Annotated in this window: 19 protein-coding genes; 8 read left to right on the top strand and 11 right to left on the bottom strand. The window is 65.9% G+C overall.

Annotated elements, in window-relative coordinates; genetic code table 11:
• Both BRAD285_RS09260 and BRAD285_RS09255 read left to right on the top strand, forming a co-directional pair.
• Positions 1 to 1,188 (top strand): MFS transporter, encoded by a 1,188-nt coding sequence (locus BRAD285_RS09260; protein ID WP_006609805.1) that lies wholly within the window; start codon positions 1 to 3, stop codon positions 1,186 to 1,188.
• 164 nt (positions 1,189 to 1,352) lie between these two features.
• Positions 1,353 to 2,924, top strand: a complete 1,572-nt coding sequence (locus BRAD285_RS09255; RefSeq protein ID WP_244422046.1) for an EAL domain-containing protein — start codon at positions 1,353 to 1,355, stop codon at positions 2,922 to 2,924.
• A gap of 102 nt (positions 2,925 to 3,026) precedes the next feature.
• Here the strand turns inward: BRAD285_RS09255 and BRAD285_RS09250 are convergent, their stop codons facing one another.
• Positions 3,027 to 3,455: a CHRD domain-containing protein gene (locus tag BRAD285_RS09250; protein WP_006609803.1), complete on the bottom strand. Its 429-nt coding sequence runs from the start codon at positions 3,453 to 3,455 to the stop codon at positions 3,027 to 3,029.
• 171 nt (positions 3,456 to 3,626) lie between these two features.
• Between BRAD285_RS09250 and BRAD285_RS09245 the strand changes: the two genes are divergently transcribed.
• Positions 3,627 to 4,283: a TetR/AcrR family transcriptional regulator gene (locus BRAD285_RS09245; RefSeq protein WP_006609802.1), complete on the top strand. Its 657-nt coding sequence runs from the start codon at positions 3,627 to 3,629 to the stop codon at positions 4,281 to 4,283.
• Positions 4,284 to 4,289: 6 nt separating this feature from the next.
• Here BRAD285_RS09245 and BRAD285_RS09240 read toward each other — a convergent pair whose 3' ends face one another.
• Entirely contained in the window at positions 4,290 to 5,006 is a 717-nt protein-coding gene (locus BRAD285_RS09240) for a GntR family transcriptional regulator (protein WP_006609801.1), read from the bottom strand.
• A gap of 176 nt (positions 5,007 to 5,182) precedes the next feature.
• Between BRAD285_RS09240 and BRAD285_RS09235 the strand changes: the two genes are divergently transcribed.
• The 5 genes from BRAD285_RS09235 (at position 5,183) to BRAD285_RS09215 (ending at position 11,113) form a co-directional block, all read left to right on the top strand.
• Positions 5,183 to 6,076, top strand: coding sequence for a VOC family protein (locus BRAD285_RS09235; protein ID WP_006609800.1), 894 nt, complete (start codon positions 5,183 to 5,185; stop codon positions 6,074 to 6,076).
• 23 nt (positions 6,077 to 6,099) lie between these two features.
• Positions 6,100 to 7,623 carry a bifunctional 3-(3-hydroxy-phenyl)propionate/3-hydroxycinnamic acid hydroxylase gene (locus BRAD285_RS09230; RefSeq protein WP_006609799.1) on the top strand — a complete coding sequence of 508 codons (1,524 nt, stop codon included), beginning with the start codon at positions 6,100 to 6,102 and terminating at the stop codon, positions 7,621 to 7,623.
• A 32-nt stretch (positions 7,624 to 7,655) separates the two neighbouring features.
• Positions 7,656 to 8,975, top strand: coding sequence for an MFS transporter (locus tag BRAD285_RS09225; protein ID WP_006609798.1), 1,320 nt, complete (start codon positions 7,656 to 7,658; stop codon positions 8,973 to 8,975).
• A 14-nt stretch (positions 8,976 to 8,989) separates the two neighbouring features.
• A complete protein-coding gene (locus tag BRAD285_RS09220) occupies positions 8,990 to 9,841 on the top strand; it encodes a fumarylacetoacetate hydrolase family protein (protein WP_006609797.1) in 852 nt (283 codons plus the stop codon).
• Positions 9,842 to 10,117: 276 nt separating this feature from the next.
• Positions 10,118 to 11,113, top strand: coding sequence for an IS5 family transposase (locus tag BRAD285_RS09215; protein ID WP_087877636.1), 996 nt, complete (start codon positions 10,118 to 10,120; stop codon positions 11,111 to 11,113).
• Positions 11,114 to 11,452: 339 nt separating this feature from the next.
• Here BRAD285_RS09215 and BRAD285_RS09210 read toward each other — a convergent pair whose 3' ends face one another.
• The 9 genes from BRAD285_RS09210 to BRAD285_RS09170 form a co-directional block, all read right to left on the bottom strand.
• Positions 11,453 to 13,033: a DHA2 family efflux MFS transporter permease subunit gene (locus BRAD285_RS09210; protein WP_006613344.1), complete on the bottom strand. Its 1,581-nt coding sequence runs from the start codon at positions 13,031 to 13,033 to the stop codon at positions 11,453 to 11,455.
• Between the two features lie 10 nt (positions 13,034 to 13,043).
• On the bottom strand, positions 13,044 to 14,315 hold the full coding sequence (locus BRAD285_RS09205; RefSeq protein ID WP_006613343.1) for an HlyD family secretion protein: 1,272 nt from the start codon (positions 14,313 to 14,315) through the stop codon (positions 13,044 to 13,046).
• 176 nt (positions 14,316 to 14,491) lie between these two features.
• The gene (locus tag BRAD285_RS09200) at positions 14,492 to 15,181 is read right to left on the bottom strand and encodes a YoaK family protein (protein ID WP_006613342.1); all 690 of its coding nucleotides are present in this window, start codon (positions 15,179 to 15,181) and stop codon (positions 14,492 to 14,494) included.
• A gap of 19 nt (positions 15,182 to 15,200) precedes the next feature.
• A complete protein-coding gene (locus BRAD285_RS09195) occupies positions 15,201 to 16,610 on the bottom strand; it encodes an alginate export family protein (protein ID WP_006613341.1) in 1,410 nt (469 codons plus the stop codon).
• Positions 16,611 to 16,614: 4 nt separating this feature from the next.
• On the bottom strand, positions 16,615 to 17,505 hold the full coding sequence (locus BRAD285_RS09190) for a hypothetical protein (RefSeq protein WP_006613340.1): 891 nt from the start codon (positions 17,503 to 17,505) through the stop codon (positions 16,615 to 16,617).
• 27 nt (positions 17,506 to 17,532) lie between these two features.
• Complete coding sequence (locus BRAD285_RS09185; protein ID WP_006613339.1) at positions 17,533 to 17,958, bottom strand: DoxX family protein; 426 nt, start codon at positions 17,956 to 17,958, stop codon at positions 17,533 to 17,535.
• The gene (locus BRAD285_RS09180) at positions 17,958 to 19,835 is read right to left on the bottom strand and encodes an amidohydrolase (protein WP_006613338.1); all 1,878 of its coding nucleotides are present in this window, start codon (positions 19,833 to 19,835) and stop codon (positions 17,958 to 17,960) included. Before BRAD285_RS09180 ends, BRAD285_RS09185 begins: the two co-directional genes overlap by 1 nt.
• Entirely contained in the window at positions 19,832 to 20,119 is a 288-nt protein-coding gene (locus BRAD285_RS09175; RefSeq protein ID WP_006613337.1) for a XapX domain-containing protein, read from the bottom strand. The genes BRAD285_RS09180 and BRAD285_RS09175 overlap by 4 nt, the downstream gene beginning before the upstream one ends.
• A 14-nt stretch (positions 20,120 to 20,133) precedes the next feature.
• Positions 20,134 to 20,778, bottom strand: coding sequence for a hydrolase (locus BRAD285_RS09170; RefSeq protein WP_006613336.1), 645 nt, complete (start codon positions 20,776 to 20,778; stop codon positions 20,134 to 20,136).
• Positions 20,779 to 20,789: the final 11 nt, after the last annotated feature.

Here is a 20,789-nt window from a genome sequence, read left to right as displayed (position 1 = left end):
ATGCAGGCACGACGGCTGGGCGTGGTCATCGCTCTCGGCACCGCCCAGACACTGGCCTGGGGATCGAGCTACTACCTGCCGGCGATCCTCGCCGATCCGATCGCGCGCGACCTCGGCATCTCCGACAACTGGTTCTTCGCCGCCTTCTCAGCCTCGCTGATCATCTCCGGCCTGCTCGGACCCCGCATCGGTCGTCAGATCGACCGCGTCGGCGGCCGGCAGGTGCTGTGCGCCTCCAACATCGTGCTGGCGATCGGGCTCGCGCTGCTCGGCCTGTCGCATTCGCTGTGGGTGATGGCGATCGCGTGGCTGTGGCTCGGCGTCGGCATGGGGCTCGGGCTCTACGATGCCGCGTTCGGCGCCCTCGGACGCATCTATGGCAAGGACGCGCGCGGCGCGATCACCGGCATCACGCTGATCGCAGGCTTTGCCTCCACGGTCGGCTGGCCGCTGAGCACCTGGGGCCTCGCGACGATCGGCTGGCGCGAGACCTGCTTCGCCTGGGCGATCGCGCATCTCCTGATCGGCCTGCCGCTCAATTTGTCGCTGCCGCGGGCGACGGCGTTGGCGGCAGGTGAGGCGCAGACCGCCAAGCCGAACATCCCGCTCGACCGCCCGATGGTGCTGATCGCCTTCGCGATGGCCGCAGCCTGGACCGTGACCGCGGCGATGGCGGTGCATCTGCCGCGGCTGATGCAGGCGTTCGGCGCGACGCCGGCGCAGGCGCTGTTCGCCGGCATGATGATCGGGCCGGCGCAGGTCGCCGCCCGGGTGTTCGAGGCCGGCTTCCTCAGCCGCTTCCATCCGCTCGCCTCGGCGCGGCTCGCCTGCATCACCCATCCGATCGGCGCCCTGACCATCGGACTGTTCGGCGGCGGCGCCGCTGCGGCCTTCGCGCTGCTGCACGGCTCCGGCAACGGCATCCTGACGATCGCGCGCGGCACCTTGCCGCTCGCGATCTTCGGTCCCGCCAATTACGCCTATCGGCTCGGCCTGATCGGCGCACCGTCGCGGATCTGCCAGGCCTTCTCGCCGCTGCTGTTCGGCCTGCTGATCGATGCGCTCGGCCGCGGCGTGCTGATCGTATCGGCGAGCCTCAGCCTGTCGGCGCTCACAGCCCTGATGCTGCTGTCGGCGGAGCGCGCGGACGCGGCCGTGCCCGGTGGAGCGCCGGACAAGGCGGCCTGAGCGCTTTAAGATTTGCTTAACCAGCTTTCGGGTCTTCCGCACCTGCTCGGCGGCGGCGCTGGGCATGATGACGCGCATATACGAAAAGTTGAAGCTTCGGCGAAACGATGCCCCGTGGTCATACGGGGGACGTTCACGACACGATGGCATTGCAGCGCAAACACATGCTTCGCGTCGGAGCCGTGGCCGCCTGTGTCGGCGTCTTCCTGGCCGGCGCCGATCTCGCCGTGACCGCACTGATCGGCGGCCAGACGACACGGCAACTCAGCGAACTCAGCAAGGTGGCGCTGCGCCGCTCCGAGGCCGCGATCGATTCCGCCGGCGCGATCCTCAATCGCCTGATCGCCAGGGGACCGATGGATTGCAGCGCCATCGCGCTGCAGGCGCTGCGCCTGAACGTCTATCAAGGCACGATCATCAAGGACATCCGCACCGTCAATCGTGATGGCTCGGTGCTGTGCTCGGCCTATCCCGAGACGCTCGAATTCGACAAGGGCTGGGCGCGGCAGGAGGAGATGTTCAAATCCACCGACGGCGAGTTGCGCCTGTTCCAGGTCGAGCAGTTCACCGGCGCGGCGTTCGCCGTGATGCGCGACATCGACGCGACCAGGTCGCTGGCGGCCATCCTGCGCATCGACGGCAATCTGCTCGACGTCATGCCGGTCGGCCTGCGCGGCGAGAGCGACATCACGTTGACCCTGCCCGATGGCGAGCAGGTCGCCTTCTATCATCCCGGCGCCGCAGCCAAGCCGTCGGCGCAGTCGGTCGCCTTCACCACCGTGTCCGACCGCTATCCGCTACAGGCCACCATCCATGTGCGACCGCAGAGCCTGAGCGCGCGGCAGGAGACGGCTTATCTGTTGACCATGCTCGCCGCCGGGGTGCTCGGCGGATTGTTCGGCCTGCTGCTGGCGAGCTACTTGAACCGGCCGGTCGATCCAGTCGCCGAACTCGATCGCGGGCTCTCGGCCAATGAGTTCAAGCCCTATCTGCAGCCGACCTTCCGGCTGAAGACCGGCGACATCGTCGGCTGCGAGATCCTGGCGCGCTGGGAGCGGCCGGATGGCCGGGTGATGCAGCCGATGAGCTTCATCCCGCTCGCCGAGAGCACCGGCCGCATCGAGACGCTGACCTGGCAGATCCTCAAGACCGCGCTCCGCGAGCTGCAGCCGGAGATGAAGCAGGACAAGCTGTTCAAGATGTCGGTCAACATCACGCCGCGGCATCTGCTCGGCGACGGCTTCATCGACGAGTTGCGCAAGGTGGTCGCCTCGTCTTCCGTCTCGACGCGCCAGGTCGTGCTGGAGGTCACCGAGCGCGAGGAGCTCGCGGACCTCACCAAGGCGACCACGGTGGTGAAGGAGCTCAGCGATCTCGGCTTCCGCATCGCGCTCGACGACGTCGGCATCGGCCATAGCGGACTGTCCACCATCCAGCGGCTCGGTGCCCGCATCCTGAAGATCGACAAGTTCTTCGTCGACGCGATCACGCGCGATCAGTCGGCGGTCGTGGTGGTGCAGATGCTGGTGGCGCTGGCGCGCGAGCTCGACATGTCCGTCGTCGCCGAGGGAATCGAGCACCAGGAACAGGTCGACGCGCTGCTCGCCTGCGGCGTCGAGGAAGGCCAGGGCTATCTGGTCGCCGCGCCGCTGTCGCTGGACCGCTTCAAGCAGTTTCTCGACGTGCGTCGCGCCGCGGCGGTGGGCCGCGTGACCAAGCCGGAGCTGGCGGCTTAGCCGCGCTCATGATGCGTTTCCGTGGAAACGCATCATGAGCTTATCTCGTTGTTTGAGCATGATCTTTTCGGAAAACCGGTTTCCACTTTTCCGGATCATGCTCTATTGCTTCACCATCTGCCCGCGGATCTCTCCGCCCGGATTGGCCTGGGTGTGGACGTTGGCGTACCATTTGCCCGCGATGAGATCGGCGGCCTGCGCATCGGTGAGTGCGGCGGCGCCGGTGATCGGCGGCTCCGGACTCTTGAACGGCAGCACGATGCCGGCGGTCTTGCCGGGCTCGCTGGGGCCGTGGAAATGCGCCCCGATCGGCGGCCCGCTCAGACCCGAAAACGTGATCTTCCAGGTCAGCGTCTTGGTCGCGGTATCGAAGCTCGCCTCCGCGGTGCCGGACGCCGTGCTCGCATTCGGCGGCACTTCGTTGGCGGCGTTCAGCTCCGATTTCAGGACGATGGTGTCGGCGTGAGCGAGCGGCGTGGCCGCGAGGCAGGCGGCGAAGACGAGCAGCGCCCAGCCAGACTTCCGATGCATGGTTTCCCCCGGTGGTTTTGCGCAGTCTGGAGTCTTGGGACCCCCGAGGCAAGCCGTTATTCCGCACCACGCACCGAACCAACGGCGGCCCGCTTGATTGATCAATGCGGGCCGCTGTGCCAAACAGGCGGACCCCCACAAGGAGCACGACAGAAGGCGATGGCGGAACGGATGGCTGCTTCCAAGACGGCGCGCGGCAAGGTCGGACGTCCCTCGCTCGAACGTGCCGGCGAGGTCGAGGAGCGCATCCTGGATGCGGCCAAAACGGTATTCCTCACGCAGGGCTTCGAGGGCGCGAGCGTCGACGAGATCGCGCAGACCGCGCGCGCCGGCAAGCCGACAATCTACGCGCGCTTCCCCAGCAAGGCTGCGCTGTTCGCGGCGGTGATCTGCCGCCAGGCGGCGAACAATACGCAATATGAGAACCTGGTGCCGCAGGGCCGCAGTTTCCGTGCACGCCTCGTCAACCTTGCCATGACGCTGATCGAGCGCGCCTTCGTCGGCGAGACCATCGGCCTGATGCGCACTGCGATCGCCGAGAACCCGCGCTTTCCCGAGCTGACGCTCGAGATCCAGGACTCGGCACGCGAGCGCGCCACGCGCAATGTCAGCCATGTGATCGGCGAGCTGGCGCGCGCCGAAGGTCTCTACGGCAAGGGCGCCTTCGCTGCCGACAAACTCGAGGAGACCGCGAAGATCTTCATCGATCTCGTCGTCTTCTCGATGCTGTTCCGCGCCCTGCTCGGCGAGGATATGCGCGCGCTGAAGAAGGAAGCCCAGGCCTATGTCGAAGGCCGCGTCGACTTCTTCCTGTCCGCGGCGATGTAAGCCACGCTAATCCCGCCCAGTGACGCGCAGCTCCGGGAAAATCGTCTCGTCCTGAAGGATCACGTCGGCCGTGCGTTGATAGTGCGCGGTGAGAAGCGCGACGGCGCCCTCGACATCGGCGTTCAGCACCGCCTGCACGATTGCGGCGTGCTCGTCGCCGACCGCGCGCGACGGAAACGCCTTGCGGATCGAGAGCCGGCGGTAGCGATAGAGCTGGTCGGCGAGCTGGCCGCAGAACGCGACGAGCGATTGCGAGCCGCAGTTTGCGATCAGGACGCGGTGATAGATGCGGTGCAGCCGCTCCCACTCCGGATTGTCCTCGAAGGTGGTAGCGCTGAGCGAGCGCGGCGCGCGGCTGAGCCGGTGCTGCGCCAGTACCAGCTGCTCCTCCCATTGCGGCGTCGCCGCCTTCATCGACTCGCGCAGCGCCAGCGCCTCGACCCAGCAGCGTGTCTTGGTGAGCTCGGCGAGCTCGGCGCGGCTGATGTCCTTGACGTAGAAGCCGCGCTGCTCGCGGACCTCGACCAGCCCGTCGGCCGTGAGGCGGTTCAGCGCCTCGCGCAGCGGCGTCTGCCCGGTCTGATAGGTCTCGGTCAGGAAGCGCATCTGCAGCTTGCGCGACGGCGCCAGCCGCCCGGACAGCAGGTCCTCGCGCAGCCGGTCATACACATGGCTTGCCTGGGTCGACGGGCCCTGCCCCTCGGCCTCCACCACCGCATCCACGTTCGATCTCCTCCGATTCCGCTACCAAATATAGAGCTTTGCCTCAGAACATAAAATTTATAAATTCTGTTTGATTTCTATTTTTTATGTAATAAAGAAGATCGAGCCGGATCACCGGCCATGGCACAAGAAAGATAGCGCGCACCTCCAAGGTGATCGCGCGGGAGGACACGTCCATGACCCGGTTTCCGGTCACGGCTCTGCGCAGCGTCGACCTCGGCACGCCCGATCTCGGACGTTGCGAGGCGTTCTATCGCGAGGTCTGGGGACTCGAGCGCGTGGCGATGGCCGATGGCGTGGTCTACCTGCGCGCCACAGGGAGCGATCATCACGTCGTCGCGCTGCATCGGAGCGAGCGCACAGAGCTGAAGGCGGTGACCTTCCGCCTGGCCGAGGCGACCGATTTCGACGCGGTCTCACGCAACGCCATCCGCGAGGGTGCAACGCTGATCGCCGCGCCTGCGCCGAACGCGGCGCCAGATGGCGGCGTGATCATGAGCCTGCGCAGCCCGGAAGGCTGCGTGCTGCGCTTCGTGCACGGCGACGCCAGACACGAGGCCAAACCCTCGCGGCCGGAGCTTCCGGAGCGCCTCGCCCACGTCAATCTCAACAGCAGAGATGTCGACCGCACCGCCGCGTTCTACGAGAAGGCGCTCGGCTTCAAGCTGACCGATCGCTCGGCAGCGATGGCCTTCGTCCGCTGCAATTCCGACCACCATGCCGTGGTCATCGCCAGCGCCAAGCTCGACGGCCTCAACCACGTCGCCTTCCTGATGCCGACCTGGGAAGGCGTGATGCGCGGCGCCGGCCGCATGATCGACGCCGGCTATCCGATCGCCTGGGGCGTCGGACGCCATGGGCCCGGCGACAACGTGTTCGCCTATTTCATCGATCCCGTCGGCACCGTCATCGAATACACCGCCGAGGTGCTGCAGGTCGACGACGACTACGTCGTGCGCGGGCCCGACCATTGGGTCTGGCCGCCCGGCCGTACCGATCAATGGGGCATCGCGCCGCCCAAGGCCGATCACGTCAAGGCCGCGCAGCTCGCGGTCGGCTTCGCCGCCTGATCCTCTCAGCTACGAGCTTCCTCATGTCAGCAGACCATTATCAGGTCATCATCATCGGCTTCGGTCCGACCGGGGCCGTCATCGCGGGCCTGCTCGGCCGCGAAGGCATTTCAACACTCGCGATCGACCGCGCCCGCGACATCTACGACAAGCCGCGCGCGATCGCGCTCGATCACGAGATCATGCGGCTGTTCGACAATCTCGGCATCGCCGGTGAGGTCAGCCGCTACGTTGCGCCGTTCCCGGCCTCGGAGCATTTCGGCGCCCAGGGACAGTTGATCCGACGCATCGACATGGTCGGCGAGCCCTACCCTCTCGGCTACACGCCGAGCATGGTGTTCACCCAGCCGCCGGTCGAGCAGGTGATGCGCGACCGCGTCGCGCGCTGTCCGTCGGTCACTGTCGAGCTCGGCACCACGCTGGTGGACGTCCGGCAGGATGCGCAGGCGGCGACCGTCGTCCTCACGCACGAGGATGGCAGGGCGCGGGAGGTGACCGCCGACTACGTGATCGCCTGTGATGGCGCCTCCAGCACGGTCCGCCAGAAGCTCGGCATCCACTTCGACGATCTCGACTTCGACGAGCCCTGGCTGGTGGTCGATCTCCGAGTCAACGACAACGGCGCCGGCAAGCTGCCGAAGACGGCCGCTCAGTTCTGCAATCCGGCGCGTCCCACCACCTACATCATCGGCCCCGGCAACCACCGCCGTTTCGAGATCATGCTCCGTCCCGGCGAGGACCGCCATGTGATGGAGCAGCCGGAGCAGGTCTGGCAGTTGCTCTCGCCCTGGCTCTCTCCTGATGATGGCGAGCTGTGGCGCGCGGCGAGCTATCGCTTCCACGCGCTGGTGGCGAGCCGCTGGCGGCAGGGACGCGTGCTGCTCGCCGGCGATGCCGCGCATCAGCAGCCGCCCTTCATCGGCCAGGGCATGTGCCAGGGCCTGCGCGACGCGGCGAACCTCAGTTGGAAGCTCATCCGCGTGCTGCGGGCAGAGTCACAGGACACGCTGCTCGACAGCTACGAGACCGAGCGCAGCACGCATGTGCGCGAGCTCACCACGCGCATCAAGGCGATCGGCCGGGTGATCTGCGAGCAGGAACCGGTCGCTGCCGCAGCGCGCGACGCGCGGATCCTCGCCGAAGGCGGCGGTTCACCGCGCACCATCACCCGTCAGGAGATCGTGCCGCCGCTGACGACGGGATTACTGGCCTCGAAGCCGAGTGCCGCCAACGGCACGCTGTTCCCGCAGCCGTGGATCTTGCGCGATGGCGGACGGGCGTTGCTCGACACGATCACTGGCACTGGCTGGCGTCTCGTGCTCGACGGCACGGCGCCGATCGACAGCGCGACCGCACCTGCCGACATCACGACAATCATCGTCGGCGGCAGCGGCCTGCACGAAGAGAGCGGCGTGGTCGCGCGCTGGTTCGAGCGCCACGGCTGCAGAGCCGCGCTGGTGCGGCCCGACCACTACGTCTACGGCGTCGCCAAGGACGCGCCTGAGCTCGCGGCATTGCTGAGCGAGCTGAACGACCGACTGCACTAATCACAAAACAATCAATCACACGGGGAAGCGCCATGACGACATCGACGGGAGCCACAACGGGATCGGCGGGAGGACGCGCCATCGCTGTCCTCATCATGCTGTTCCTGTTCCAGACCTTGAACTTCTTCGACAAGCTGGTGTTCGGCCTGTCGGCCGTGCCGATGATGAAGGAGCTCGGCTTGAGCCCGAAGGATTTCGGCCTGATCGGCAGCAGCTTCTTCCTGCTGTTCTCGCTGTCGGGCATGGCGGTCGGCATGTTCGTGGTCGGCCGCTTTCCGGTGAAATGGCTGCTGCTGATCATGGCCGGGATCTGGTCGGCGACGCAGCTGCCGATCTTTTTCTCCAGCTCGGTCGCGGTGCTGGTGATCTGCCGCATCATTCTCGGCGCCGGTGAAGGGCCCGGCCTGCCGACTGCGCTGCACGCCTGCTACAACTGGTTTCCCGCGGACAAGCGCAGCGTGCCGAGCGCCGTCGTGCTGCAAGGCATCAGCGTCGGTCTTTTGGCTGGCGGGCCGATCCTGACCTATGTGATCGTCAACTATGGCTGGCGTACCGGCTTCCTGTTCTGCGGTCTGCTCGGTCTGGCCTGGATGGTCGGCTGGTTCTTCGTCGGCGGTGAAGGCCCCTACTCCGCGCAGGCACCGGCAGTCGTGGCGAAGGACAAGGCGCTGCCGACGCGCGTGCTGTGGGGCGATGCGACCGTGATCGGCGTCATCATCATGTCGACCGCGTCGTACTGGATCGTCGGCATGTCCGCGACCTGGTTGCCGCCCTTCCTGCAGCTAGGGCTCGGCTACAAGCAGGTCGAGGTCGGCTGGATCATTTCGGGCATCTATCTGTTCCAGTCGCCTCTGCTGCTCGGCGGCTCCTGGCTGACGCAATTGTTGCAGCGGAAGGGCTTCAGCCTGCGCGCCTGCCTCGGCCATGCCTCGGGGCTGGCGCTGCTCGCCGCCGGCTGCGCGCTGCTGCTCAGCATCGTCACGTCAGGCCCGCTACAGCTCGCCTGCGTCGCGATTGCTTTCGCAGCCCCCAGCCTCACCACGATCTTCGGCCCCGTCGCGCTCGGCGCCATCGCGCCGGCCGTGCAGCGCGGCCGCCTGATCGTCGTGATCTATTCGGGCAACGCCGCGTCCGCGCTGATCTCGAATGCACTCACCGGATGGATCGTCGGCGAGGCCGGCGGCAACGCGCCGCTCGGCTATGCCCATGCCATGACCTTCACCGCCGGCGTCCTTATCGTCGGAGCCATCTCCGCCTTCGCCCTGATCTTCCCGGAGCGCACGATCGCGCGCTTCGCGCGGACGGCGCAGGAACCAACCTCCCCCTCCGCCGTCGCGGCGGTCTCGACCTGACCAGAGGACATCCCATGAAATTCGCGAGCTTTAAAATCAACAACGTCACGTCCTGGGGACTGGTCGAAGGCGATGAAATCGCCGATCTCGGCGCCATCTTGCGCGACCGCTTTCCCGATTTGAAGTCGGCGATCGCCGCCGATGCGCTGAAGCAGGCCGCGGCCGCGGCGAGCGGCGCGCAGCGGCATGCGCTCTCGGCCATCACCTTTCTGCCGGTGATTCCGAACCCCGACAAGATCCTCTGCATCGGCCTCAACTACGAGACCCATCGCAAGGAGACCGGCCGCTCCGAGGTCGAAAACCCCACGGTGTTCGGCCGCTTCGCCAACAGCCAGACGGGGCATCTCAGCAACATCATCCGCCCGCGCGTCTCCACCGATCTCGATTTCGAGGGCGAGCTCGCCATCGTCATCGGCAAGCCTGGCCGCTACATCCCGCGCAGTGAGGCGTTCCAGCACATCGCAGGCTACGCCTGCTACAACGAGGGCAGCGTGCGCGACTTCCAGCGCCACACGCATCAGTTCACGCCGGGCAAGAATTTCCCTGACACCGGTGCATTCGGTCCGTGGCTGGTGACATCAGACGAGATCGACGATCTCGGCCCGCTCAAGCTGCAGACGCGGCTCAACGGCGAGGTGGTGCAGGAAGCGACGATCAGCCAGATGATCTTCGATATCCCGCGCCAGATCGAATACTGCTCCTCCTTCACCCGCCTCGAGCCCGGCGACGTCATCGCCACCGGCACCCCTGGCGGCGTCGGCTCCCGCCGCACACCCCCGCTGTGGATGAAGCCGGGAGATGTGGTGGAGGTGGAGATCGACAAGATCGGGCTGCTGCGCAATGGCATCGCGGACGAGGCGGTGTGATAACGACCTGATCCTGTACGGTGATGTTCTACTCATGAGACCGCCGAGGGCGCTGCCAAATACAGCGCCCTCTCCCCTTGTGGGAGAGGGCATCGCCGGTCCATCCAGGTATGCGGTTGGGTGAGGGGTATCTCTCCGCGAGTTGCGTTCGTCGAGACAGACCCCTCACCCAACCAAGCTTGTCGCGCTGTCCTACATGCCCTCTCCCACAAGGAGGGCTTTGCGCAATTGCAGCTTCGTGATTCGATAATTTTATCGTGAGTCGGGGCGAAAATCATGGTCGAGCGCAAAGTCGGACAGATGAGCCTGGCGGACAGCTTGGTTCGTAAGTCGCGAAGCAGCATCCTGGACGAAGTAGGCGCTGTGGTGGACTGGGCGCCGTTGCGATCGCTGCTCGGCAAGCGAGGTGGCGACGGCGCTGGTAACAGCAGCTATCCGGCGGAGGTCCTGCTGCGGTGTTTGCTCGCCGGAATCTGGCACAATTTGTCCGATCCGGCGCTGGAAGCTGCCATTGCGGACCGTCTGTCGTTCCGTCGCTTTGTCGGCCTCAGCCTGCACGACCGCACGCCGGATCACACCACGCTGTGGCGGTTCAGGCAGGAACTTGCCAAGGATGGACTGATTGAGAAGATATTCGAGGAGATCAACCGTCAGTTCGAAGCCAAGCATCTGATCTTGAAGCAGGGCACCCTCGTGGATGCCTCATTGATTCCGGCTCGTGCGAGACCGCCTCGAAAAGCGTCCAAAGAGCGAGAGGAGACCCCGCCAAAGCCCTCTGTCGACCCCGATGCGAAGTGGGGAAAGAAAGGCAAAAAGAGCGTGTACGGCTACAAGATCCACACCGGCGTGGATGCGGGTCACACGATCATTCGCCGCATTCATATGACGGATGCCTCGGTCACGGACACCAAGCCCGCGGATCGGCTCTTCTGCGGTGACGAGAAAGCGGTTTATGGCGATCAGGCTTACTACACCCATCGCCGGCATGCGCGCCTGAAGAAGACTGGCATCAAGGACCGTTTGATGCACCGGGCGAACAAGCATCACGCACTTACAGCCCGGCAAAAGCAGCTCAATAAATTGATCGCAAAGGTGCGCGCAGAGGTTGAAAGACCCTATGCGGTTCTCAAGGAACAATATGGTCTGCGGCGCATGCGCTTCTTCAATTACACGCGCAACAAGGTCCAGGTTGTTCTTGCTTGCTGTGCCTACAATCTACGTCGCGTCGCGGGTATCCTATCCTCACCACGGGAGAGGCATGCCTGCGGATGAAAAATCATGGGGATGGGCACGCAGAATGCCGCCATAGCAGCCGGTCTCAGCCAAACGACAGAGGCCGACCGCCTTCAAAAAAGCCCACGAGGCTAGATCAGCCTCAATCACCTCTTTGCGCAAAGCCCTCACAAGGGGAGAGGGCGCATTCATCGGCACCGACGCGCCTCAAGTTACCACCGCGACTAGTTGTAGGGTGGGCAAAGCAGCCGCCGTCAGGCGGCAGCGTGCCCACCGTACGTCCGCACACGCGGAAAGAATGGTGGGCACGGCGCCATTGCGATCGGGAACCGTGGAGAGAGCGCGGCTGCGCCTTTGCCCACCCTACGCAGTTGTCGCTCAATGCGCCATGGCCGGCCCGCCGCCGAGCTTCACCTTGCGCAGGGTCAGCGCCAGCGGGATCGCCGACAGCGAGATCAGCATCAGGGCCCAGTAGACATCGACATACGCCAGCAGCGACGACTGCGACTGCACGGTCTGGCCGATCCAGGCCAGTGCCTGCTGCTTCGCCTGAACCATCGAGCTGCCGTGGGAGGCGAAGTAGTTGGTGACCTGGTTCAGCGTGTCCTGATAGGCCGGGTTCGACGGGATCGTGCTTTCGACCAGACGGTTCTGGTGGAACTGGCCGCGATGCGCCAGGATGTTGGCGGCCAAGGACACGCCGATCGAGCCGCCGGTGTTGCGCGCGGCGTTGATGAGCGCCGAGGCCTGGTCGGTTCTTTCAGGGGGAATGCCGTTGTAGGACGCCGTGGTGATCGACAGGAAGATCAGCGGCAGGCCGATGCCGATGAGCATGCGGGACTCCGCGAAGAACCAGAAGTCGACATTGGCGTAGACCCGCGTCAAGTCGTACATCGCGAACGCCACGACCGCAGCGCCCGTCATGATCATGTATTTCGGCTGCACCTTGCCGGAGAGCCGCCCGACCACGAACATCATGGCCATGGTGACCAGGCCGCCCGGCGACAGCACGAGGCCGGCCCAGGTGGCGGTGTAGCCGAAATCCTGCTGCACCATCTGCGGCAGCATCTGCGTGGTGCCGAGCAGGATCGCGCCGGTTGCCAGCATCACCAGGAAGCAGGCGCCGAACTGGCGCGAGGCGAGCATGCGCACGTCGACCGTCGGGTTCTTCTGGTTCATCTCCCAGGGGATCATGGCGATGAAGGCGGTGACGCAGACCGCGGCGGTGATGACGATGAAGCGCGAGTCGAACCAGTCGTCCTCCAGACCACGGTCGAGCATCAGTTCGAGCGCGCCGAGGAACGTCGCGACCAGCACGAATCCGACCACGTCGAAGCCATGCGCCTGCTTGCGCCGCTCCTCGGTGACCTCCTGCGGCTCCTTGAGGATCAGCCAGATCAGCAGCATTGCGGCGACGCCGACCGGGCCGTTGATCAGGAAGCACCAGTGCCAGGAGGCGTTGTCGGAGAGATAGCCGCCGAGCGTCGGACCCACCACCGGCGCGACGACGACAGCGACGCCGAACAGCGCGAACGCCTGGCCGCGCTTTTCCGGCGGGAAGGAGTCGGCGAGGATCGACTGCGCCACCGGCACCATGCCGCCGCCGCCGAGCCCCTGCAGGATACGGAACAGCAAGAGCACCTGCAGATTCCAGGCGAAGCCGCACAGCACCGAGCTCAAGGTGAACAGGCCGAGGCACATGATGAAGAAGGTCTTGCGCCCCAGGCGCTTGGCGAGATAGCTCGACGCCGTCAGGATGATGGCGTTGGAGACGAGATAGGTCGTCACCACCCAGGAGGATTCGTCCTGGCTGACGCCCATGCCGCCCGCGATATAGGGCAGCGCGACGTTGGCGATGGTGGTGTCGAGCACCTCCATGAAGGTCGCGAGCGCCACCAGCACCGCGATGATCCACGGACTGCCGGCGCGCGGCGCGGAGAGAGCAGCAGCCTCGCTCATGACGGACCTCTTACAGCACGGCCTTCAGCCGCTCGTAGAGCGACGGCTTGGGATCGACCCGCACCTTCGGCACCACCGACATGCCCGGTCCGAGTGCGACGTCGGTCGGCGGATCGTCCATCTCGATCTTCACGGGAACGCGCTGCACGATCTTGACGTAGTTGCCGGTCGCATTCTGCGGCGGCAGCAGCGAGAACGCCGGACCCGAGCCGGACTGCACGCTCGCGACATGGCCGCGGATCTCACGCTCGGGATAAGCATCGATCTCCAGGGTCACCGGCTGGCCGGGGCGCATCTGGTCGAGCTGGGTCTCCTTGAAATTCGCAGTGACCCAGACCTCGTCGGGCACGAACATCGACAGCGCCGTGCCTTGAGCGGCGAACTGGCCGTCGGCGGCGCTGAGGTTGACGACGCGGCCGGGCTGCGCCGCGGTCACGGTGGTGTAAGACAGATTGAGCTGGGCCTGGTCGCGCTGCGCCTGCGCCTGCGCAAGATTGGCGTCGGCGCTCTCGCGCTGGGCTTTCAACGATTCCAACTGGCGCTGCGCGACCTGCAGATTGGCCTGCGCCGACGTCAGCGCGGCCTTCGCCTGCTGGAGCTGCGAGGTGTATTGCTGCTCGCTCTGCACCGTGCCGGAGCCGGTGCGGGCGAGGTCCTGATAGCGCTTGGCCTGCTGCTCGGCGAACGTCTCCCCAGCCTGGGACTGCTCGACCTGGGCCTCGCCCGCCGTGATCTGTGCCTGCTGAACCGCGATCTGGGCGTCGATGTTGTGGATCGCCGCCTCCGCAGACCTGACCTGCGCCTCGGCCTGGGCCAGCGCCGTCTTGTAATCGCGGTCGTCGATGCGCGCGATCACATCGCCAGCCTTGACGTGCTGGTTGTCGGTGACCGGAACCGCGGTGATGTAGCCCGAGACCTTTGGCGCGATCGAGAACTGCCGGGCGGCGATGAAGGCGTCGTCGGTGCTCTCGAAATGGCTCGCCGCATCGTAATACACGTAGCCGCCAGCGGCGGCGGCGAGCAGCAGAACGAGCCCGACCGCGGCGCCGATTGGATGCCGCCGCAGCAGGCCCATGCGCGGCTTGTCGCCCTGCTCACTTTGTTCCTCTTGCGGAGGAGCTGGCTCATCCGGCCGCTCCGTTTCGCGATCGGCTTCGCGGCGGAGCTCCTTGACGGCGTCGCCGCGCCACTGCTTGAGCGCGCGCTCGCGCGCCGGGACGGTCTGGTCGGCAGGCTTGGAGGGAGGCGTGGACTCGGTAGTGGACGACGACTGGACGGCCATTTCGGCGCTCCGAAAAGAACGAAACTGTTCCGTTCTAAAATAGATGACGGTTGTCAACAGGCAAGCCCGGAGCCCCGCTTCGGGATCGATAACTTTTCGTGAGGGAGACTTAAAATTTCCGTCATCCAATCGTGGGCACGCTCGGACCGGCCGCTGGAGCCAAAGATGAGTTTAGTTCAGCGCGTCGGCTGCGGACCAGCCATGCGTACGATGAGCGTCAGCGCAGCGACGACCGGCGGGATCACGAAGCACCAGCTGCCGAGCCTGACGAACAGCAGCGCGGCGCCCCCGCAGCCGAGCGCGAAGGCCGCGACGTTGACCGCCATCTGGACCAGCCGTCCCGGCGGTGGCGCCTGCCCCTTGTCGCCGACATAGATCTTGTCGGCGATGTCGATCATCACCTGCGTGGTGGTGCCGGTCATCAGGGTCGATGGCGGTGACGTCGGCAGATGGATGCGATGGACGGCGTTCTGGATCGCCATCGCCGCGACCAGCACCATGCCGGTGAGGATCGCCTCATGGCTGTCGCCATTGTGGAACGGGCCGAAATGGATCGCCAGCGCGGCGCCGAGCACGAGCAGCACCAGCTTGACCGCGATCAGGACCTCGAAGGCGCGCGACCATTTGCGCGACAACCAGGTGCCCGTCAGCCGCGTCGCGATCACGACGATGCAGAACACCGGCAGCGCCAGCAGCTTGGCGATTGCGCCCGAAGTCCCGAGCGCCAGCGCCGCGCCGAAGGTCACGAAGTTGCCGGTGACATGCGCGGTGAACAGGCCCTGCAGCGCCAGGAAGCCGGCGGTGTCGACATAGCCGGCATTGACGCTGAGAAGCAGCGGGACGATGCGCGAGTCGGTGGTCGCCATAGGTTTCTGCCTTCGTTGGTCAGAGCGCGTATTTCAGCTCGATGCCGAGGTAGTTCGAATCGTGTCCCCCGACGCGGCGCAGCGTGTCGCCGATCTCATAGTGCACGGCTTCGAGGGCGCCGGTGAGGTTGGCGTTGAAACGGTAGTCGGCGCGGAGCTGCGCATAGACGCCGGACCAGAGACTGCCCTGCCCGGCCGTGCCGGCCACCGCGACATTGGGCTGGACGTAGATCGCATCCGCCGTCGTCGCGCGCCATTGCAGGCCGATCGCGGCCATGAAGGACAGCGCAGCCGTGGGCTTCACGGTCAGCGACGGCTTGAGGTGGATCAGATTGGTGTAGCCGGTGAAGCCGGCCAGCGAGAAATAATAGCCGTTCGGGAACAGCGGATTGAAGGTCTCGATCCTGCCATCCCCCGGATGGCGGTCGCCGGAGGCGCCATCGAGCTGCAGGCCGATACGCGGCTGCCACGCGACATCAGCGAACGTATAGCCGGCGCGGGCGCCTGCGCCCCAGGCGCGGATCTGCTTGGCACCGACCGAGCCCGCCTGCCCCATCGCCTCGAGATCCCAGTCGAAGCCGGCGAGCTTGCCGGCGAAGCGGAGGTCGAGCACGTGGCGCTGCTCGAGACCCGCGGCATCGAGGAAGCGGGCATTGTCGCGCTGATAGTAGGAGTAATACGAGGACAGCTCGTTGGTGCCGAGCACCTGCCGCTCGACGCGGAAGGTGTGGAATAGGAACTTGCCGTTGGATGTATCGTCGAACGGACGCGCCAGATTGTACTGCACCGGCTGGCTGACGAAGCCGATGAAGCGCCAGGGACCGCTCTCCCAATCGCCCCACAGCGCATCGAAGGATTGCCGCACGTTCGGCCCGTCGCGCGACGAGACGAAGCGCTGCAGGTCGAAGTCGAAATCCTGCCGCCCGACGCGAGCCTTGAACGTGCCCTGCGCGGTGGCATTGACGTAGGCCAGGAAAGCGAGCCGAAGATCGAGCGGATCCTGGTCGACCGAGGTGATGTTGGCCTTGCCGAAGGCTCTGATGTCCTCGAGCTGGACGAAAGCCTGCCAATGCTCGTCGAAATGCGCGTCGGCATGGATCTGCAGGCGCTGCAGGACGTGAGAGTCGGGCTTGGCGCCGCCGATGCCGAAGCTCGCCGCATCCAGGCTCTCGAACCGCTCGCGCAGGGTCGTGCCGAACGAGACGTAGCTCTGCGGCACGCCGGCCTGCAACGGGATGTATTTGATCGGATCGAACGGGCCTGTGCGCAGCGCCGGATTGGCGAGGGCGGACCAGTCCTCCTGCCAGCGGTTGGTGCGGATGGCGGGACGGTCGTCCTCGGCGATGGCCACGCCGCATGACCCCGCCATCATCGCAGCAGCGGCCGCCGTCCTCGTCAGTGCCCGAGCGATTCCCACGCGCGCCCCCATCCGGCTACTTTACCAGCGCGTGGATCTCCGCGACATAGCCGCCGGGAAATTGCACCAGCGCCTGCTCGCGCTTGTCGGCGGTGAACGGCTCGACCAGCACGGTCGCGCCCGCGCCCTTGGCCTTGTCGAGCGTGGCCTTGAGATCGGCGACCTCATAGCCGGTCATCTCGCGGCCGAACGGATACGGCAGATGGCCATCGGTGACGAGCACGGTCATGCGGCCGAACACCGACTCGATGCGGATGCGCCGGTAATGATCATTCGGGCGGCCGATCTCGAGGCCGGGCGCCTTGGCCTCGTCCGAGACGACCTTGCCCTTCGCAAAGCGCAGGAAGGCGCGTGTGAAGGCCTCAGCACGATCCGGCGAGACATAGACGCGATTCTCGGGAACGGTCTCGAAGGCGGCATAGGACGGCTTGGTCGTGTGCCAGTACAGCTGCATGTTGACGCCGCCCGGCCACTGGATCACGGCATCGCGGCCGATCGGATCGGGGAACGGCGCGACCACCACGTCGGCGCCGGCGGCCTTGGCCGCCTTGATCGCCGCGTCCATGTCGGTGACGAGATAGCCGGTGCGCTCGGCGCCGAACGGATACGGGATGCCGGTCTTGAAGCCGAACAGCGAGACCGTGCCGACCGGCGTCTGCAACAGCTGCGAGGTCGTGCTGCTCGGGGTCGGCGTCACCGTCGCGACCACCTGCTTGGTGCTCTGGCCGCCGAAGGTGGCGAGGAAGCTCGTCACGAACTTCTCGACATCGTCGGGCGCGACATAGACGTGGGTCGTGTCGTATTGCGCGCCGACGCCGATCAGCGGCGCGCTGTCCTTGGCGAATGCGGGAGCGGCGAGCAGCGTGGTGGCGACGAGCGCGCCGAGCAGATCACGGGAGCGGATCATGACAACCTCAGACAAAGAGAAACCGGATCAGGCGCGCCGCGCGCGCCAGGACATGATGGAGACGAGCACGAGGCCTGCGATCAGGCCGAGATGCTCGAAGAAGGAATTGAGCGCCATGAACCGGTCATGGCCCTCCATGTGCCAGAAGTCGTTGGCGGTGAGCATGGCGACTGATGTCAGCACGCCGAGCGCACCGGCGCCGAGCCAGACGAACCGGTTGGCCACGACGAGCACTGAGCCGATCAGCTCGACCGCGATCGCGGCCACGGCCCAGAGCGCCGCCGGCTGCAGGCCGAAATGGGCCTGCTCGGCGATCGCGCCGGGGAAGTCCGTGAGCTTCTGGACGCCGCCGATCAGATACGCCGAGACCAGCGCGAGCCGGGCCGCGGGCCACAGCCAGGGCCAGGCGAGCACCGTAGCGATCGGCCGCGGTGTGTCCGGGATCGCGGCCATCACACCGCCCAGCAGGCGCAACCGAGCGCGCCCCAGAAGCTCTTGAGGTCGGACACCGGCAGCTGGCTCGACCAGGACCGGGCGTGGTCGTGGCCGTGCACACCGCAGGTATTGGCGCAGCCGCACATCTGCATCGCCTGGGCGCGCACCGCGCCGGTGTCATCCTTCGCAAGCCACGCACCGTAGCCGCCGAAGCGGCGCACGGGGGACCAGTCGGGCATCGCCGGCGGCGGCGCGGCATCGTCGAGCGTCTTGAAGTCGGACGCCGCGTAGACGACGCGGCCGCCGACCATGGTGAGCTCACTGGTGATGTCGGCGATCTCGGCTTCAGCACAGGCGAAGAAGTCGCGGTCCGGCACAATCAGATCAGCGAACTGACCGACTTCGATGCGGCCCTTTTTGCCCTCTTCATTGGAGAACCAGGTCACGTTTTCCGTCCACATCCGCAAAGCGGTCTCGCGATCGAGGCAGTTGCGCTGAGGATAAAGCCGCAGGCCGCCGACGGTGCGGCCGGTCACCAGCCACGCCAGCGAGACCCAGGGATTGTAGGACGCGACCCGCGTCGCATCGGTGCCGGCGGAGACCTTCACGCCCTTGTCCAAGATCTTCTTCACCGGCGGCGTCGCCTCGGCCACGCCATAACCGTAGCGCTCGACGAAGTATTCGCCCTGATAGGCCATTCGGTGCTGCACGGCGATGCCGCCGCCGAGCGCCGCGATTCGATCGATCGACTGATCCGAGATGGTCTCGGCATGGTCGAAGAACCAATTGATGCCGTCGAGGGGCGTATCCTGGTTGACCTTCTCGAACACGTCGAGCGCGCGCGAGATGGTCTCGTCATAGGTCGCGTGCAGCCGCCACGGCCATTTGTTGTGCACGAGGATGCGCACGACCTCCTCGAGCTCGCCTTCCATCTCGGCCGGCATGTCCGGCCGCGGCACGCGGAAATCCTCGAAATCGGCGGCCGAGAACACCAGCATCTCGCCGGCGCCGTTGTGGCGGAAATAGTCGTTGCCCTGCTTGTAGGACGAACTCTGCGTCCAGCGCAGGAAGTCGTCCTTCTCGCCCTTCGGCTTCTGCGTGAACAGATTGTAGGCGAGCCGGATCGTGAGCTGGCCGTCATCGGACAGCTTCTGGATCACGGCATAGTCGTCCGGATAGTTCTGAAAGCCGCCGCCCGCGTCGATCGCGCCGGTGACGCCGAGCCGGTTCAGCTCGCGCATGAAGTGCCGCGTCGAGTTGAGCTGATAGTCGAACGGCAGCTTCGGTCCCTTGGCCAACGTCGCATAGAGGATCGCGGCGTTCGGCTTGGCGAGCAGCAATCCGGTGGGATTGCCATGGGCGTCGCGCGTGATCTCGCCGCCGGGCGGCTGCGGCGTGTCCTTGTCGTAGCCGACGGCGCGCAGCGCGGCGCCGTTGAGGATGGCGCGGTCGTAGAGATGCAGCAGGAACACCGGCGTATCAGGCGCCACCGCATTGAGCTCGTCGATCGTCGGCAGCCGCTTCTCGGCGAATTGATGCTCGGTGAAGCCGCCGACGACGCGCACCCATTGCGGCGGCGGGGTGATCGCGACCTGCGCCTTCAGCATCGCCATGGCGTCCGCCAGCGAGCGCACGCCGTCCCAGCGCAGCTCCATGTTGAAGTTGAGGCCGCCGCGGATGATGTGCAGGTGATTGTCGATCAGCCCCGGCAGCACGCGGCGGCCCTTGAGGTCGATCATCTTCGTCGCGGGGCCGGCGAGCTTCATGACGTCCTGCTCATGGCCGACGGCCGTGAACACGCCGTCCTGGATCGCGACCGCATTCGCCTGGGGATTGGAACGGTCGAGCGTCGTGAACAGGCCGCGATGCAGGATGAGATCGGGATGGTCGCTCATGAGGCCTTCTCGTCTGGCGCAGCGTGAGGGGTGGTGTCCGCCCGGCCGTGATGGCCGGGCAGCAGGCCAAAAATGTGCGTGGCGCAGGCCGCCTTCTGCCAGGCCGCAGCCATGCTGCTGCCGTTCAAGAGCTGCCTGCCCACGGGGATCACCTGCTCTCCGACGAGGATGCCGAGCAGGCCGACCAGCGCCACCAGTGGCGGCGCCGGCGAGCGGACCTGAAGCAGGCTGTAGATCACGCCGACCAAGAGCCCTGCCCCGAGCGAGAACAGATAGATCTTCATGGGATGCTCCAGCGCTACTTCGGGCCGCCTTCGGAAGCGTGCTCGCCGAGCGCCCATTTCGAGAAGCGGATCTGGATGCCGTAGGGCGAATGCGCCTTGAGGATCTCCATCATGCCGTCATAGGTCTCGGCGCGCGCCCAGTCCTGCTGCAGCTCGAAGGCGAACTGGCACGAGGTGATCGGCACCGCGCCGGCCTGCACGGCGCGATCCATCGCGCGGTTGTGCGCCTCGAGCGAGAGGTCGCCGCAGGCATCGGCGGGGATGTAGATCTCATAGCCCTCGCGCAGCATGTCGAGCGTAGGAAACAGCACGCAGGCCTCGGTCCAGAGTCCCGCGATGATGAACTTCTTGCGGCCGGTCGCGGCGACCTGCTTGCGGAAGCCGGCATCGAGCCAGGAATTCATCGCCGTGCGGTCGACGATGTCGTGCTCCGGGAAGAGATCGGTGATCTCCGGCATGAACGGGCCGGAGAACGAATCCTTGGCGACGGTCGTGATCACGGTCGGCAGCTTGAAGAGCTTGGCCGCCTTGGCGACGATCTGGATGTTGTTGAACACGCCGAGACGGTCGTGCGACTGCACGCCCTGATACATCGCCGGCTGATAGTCGATCAGAGCGACGGCGCAGTTCTGGGGCGTCAGCATTTCGAGCTTGGACATGAGATCTCCGT

Source organism: Bradyrhizobium sp. ORS 285 (genome assembly GCF_900176205.1).
GTDB lineage: Bacteria > Pseudomonadota > Alphaproteobacteria > Rhizobiales > Xanthobacteraceae > Bradyrhizobium.
This window is presented reverse-complemented; position numbering and strand designations above follow the sequence as displayed.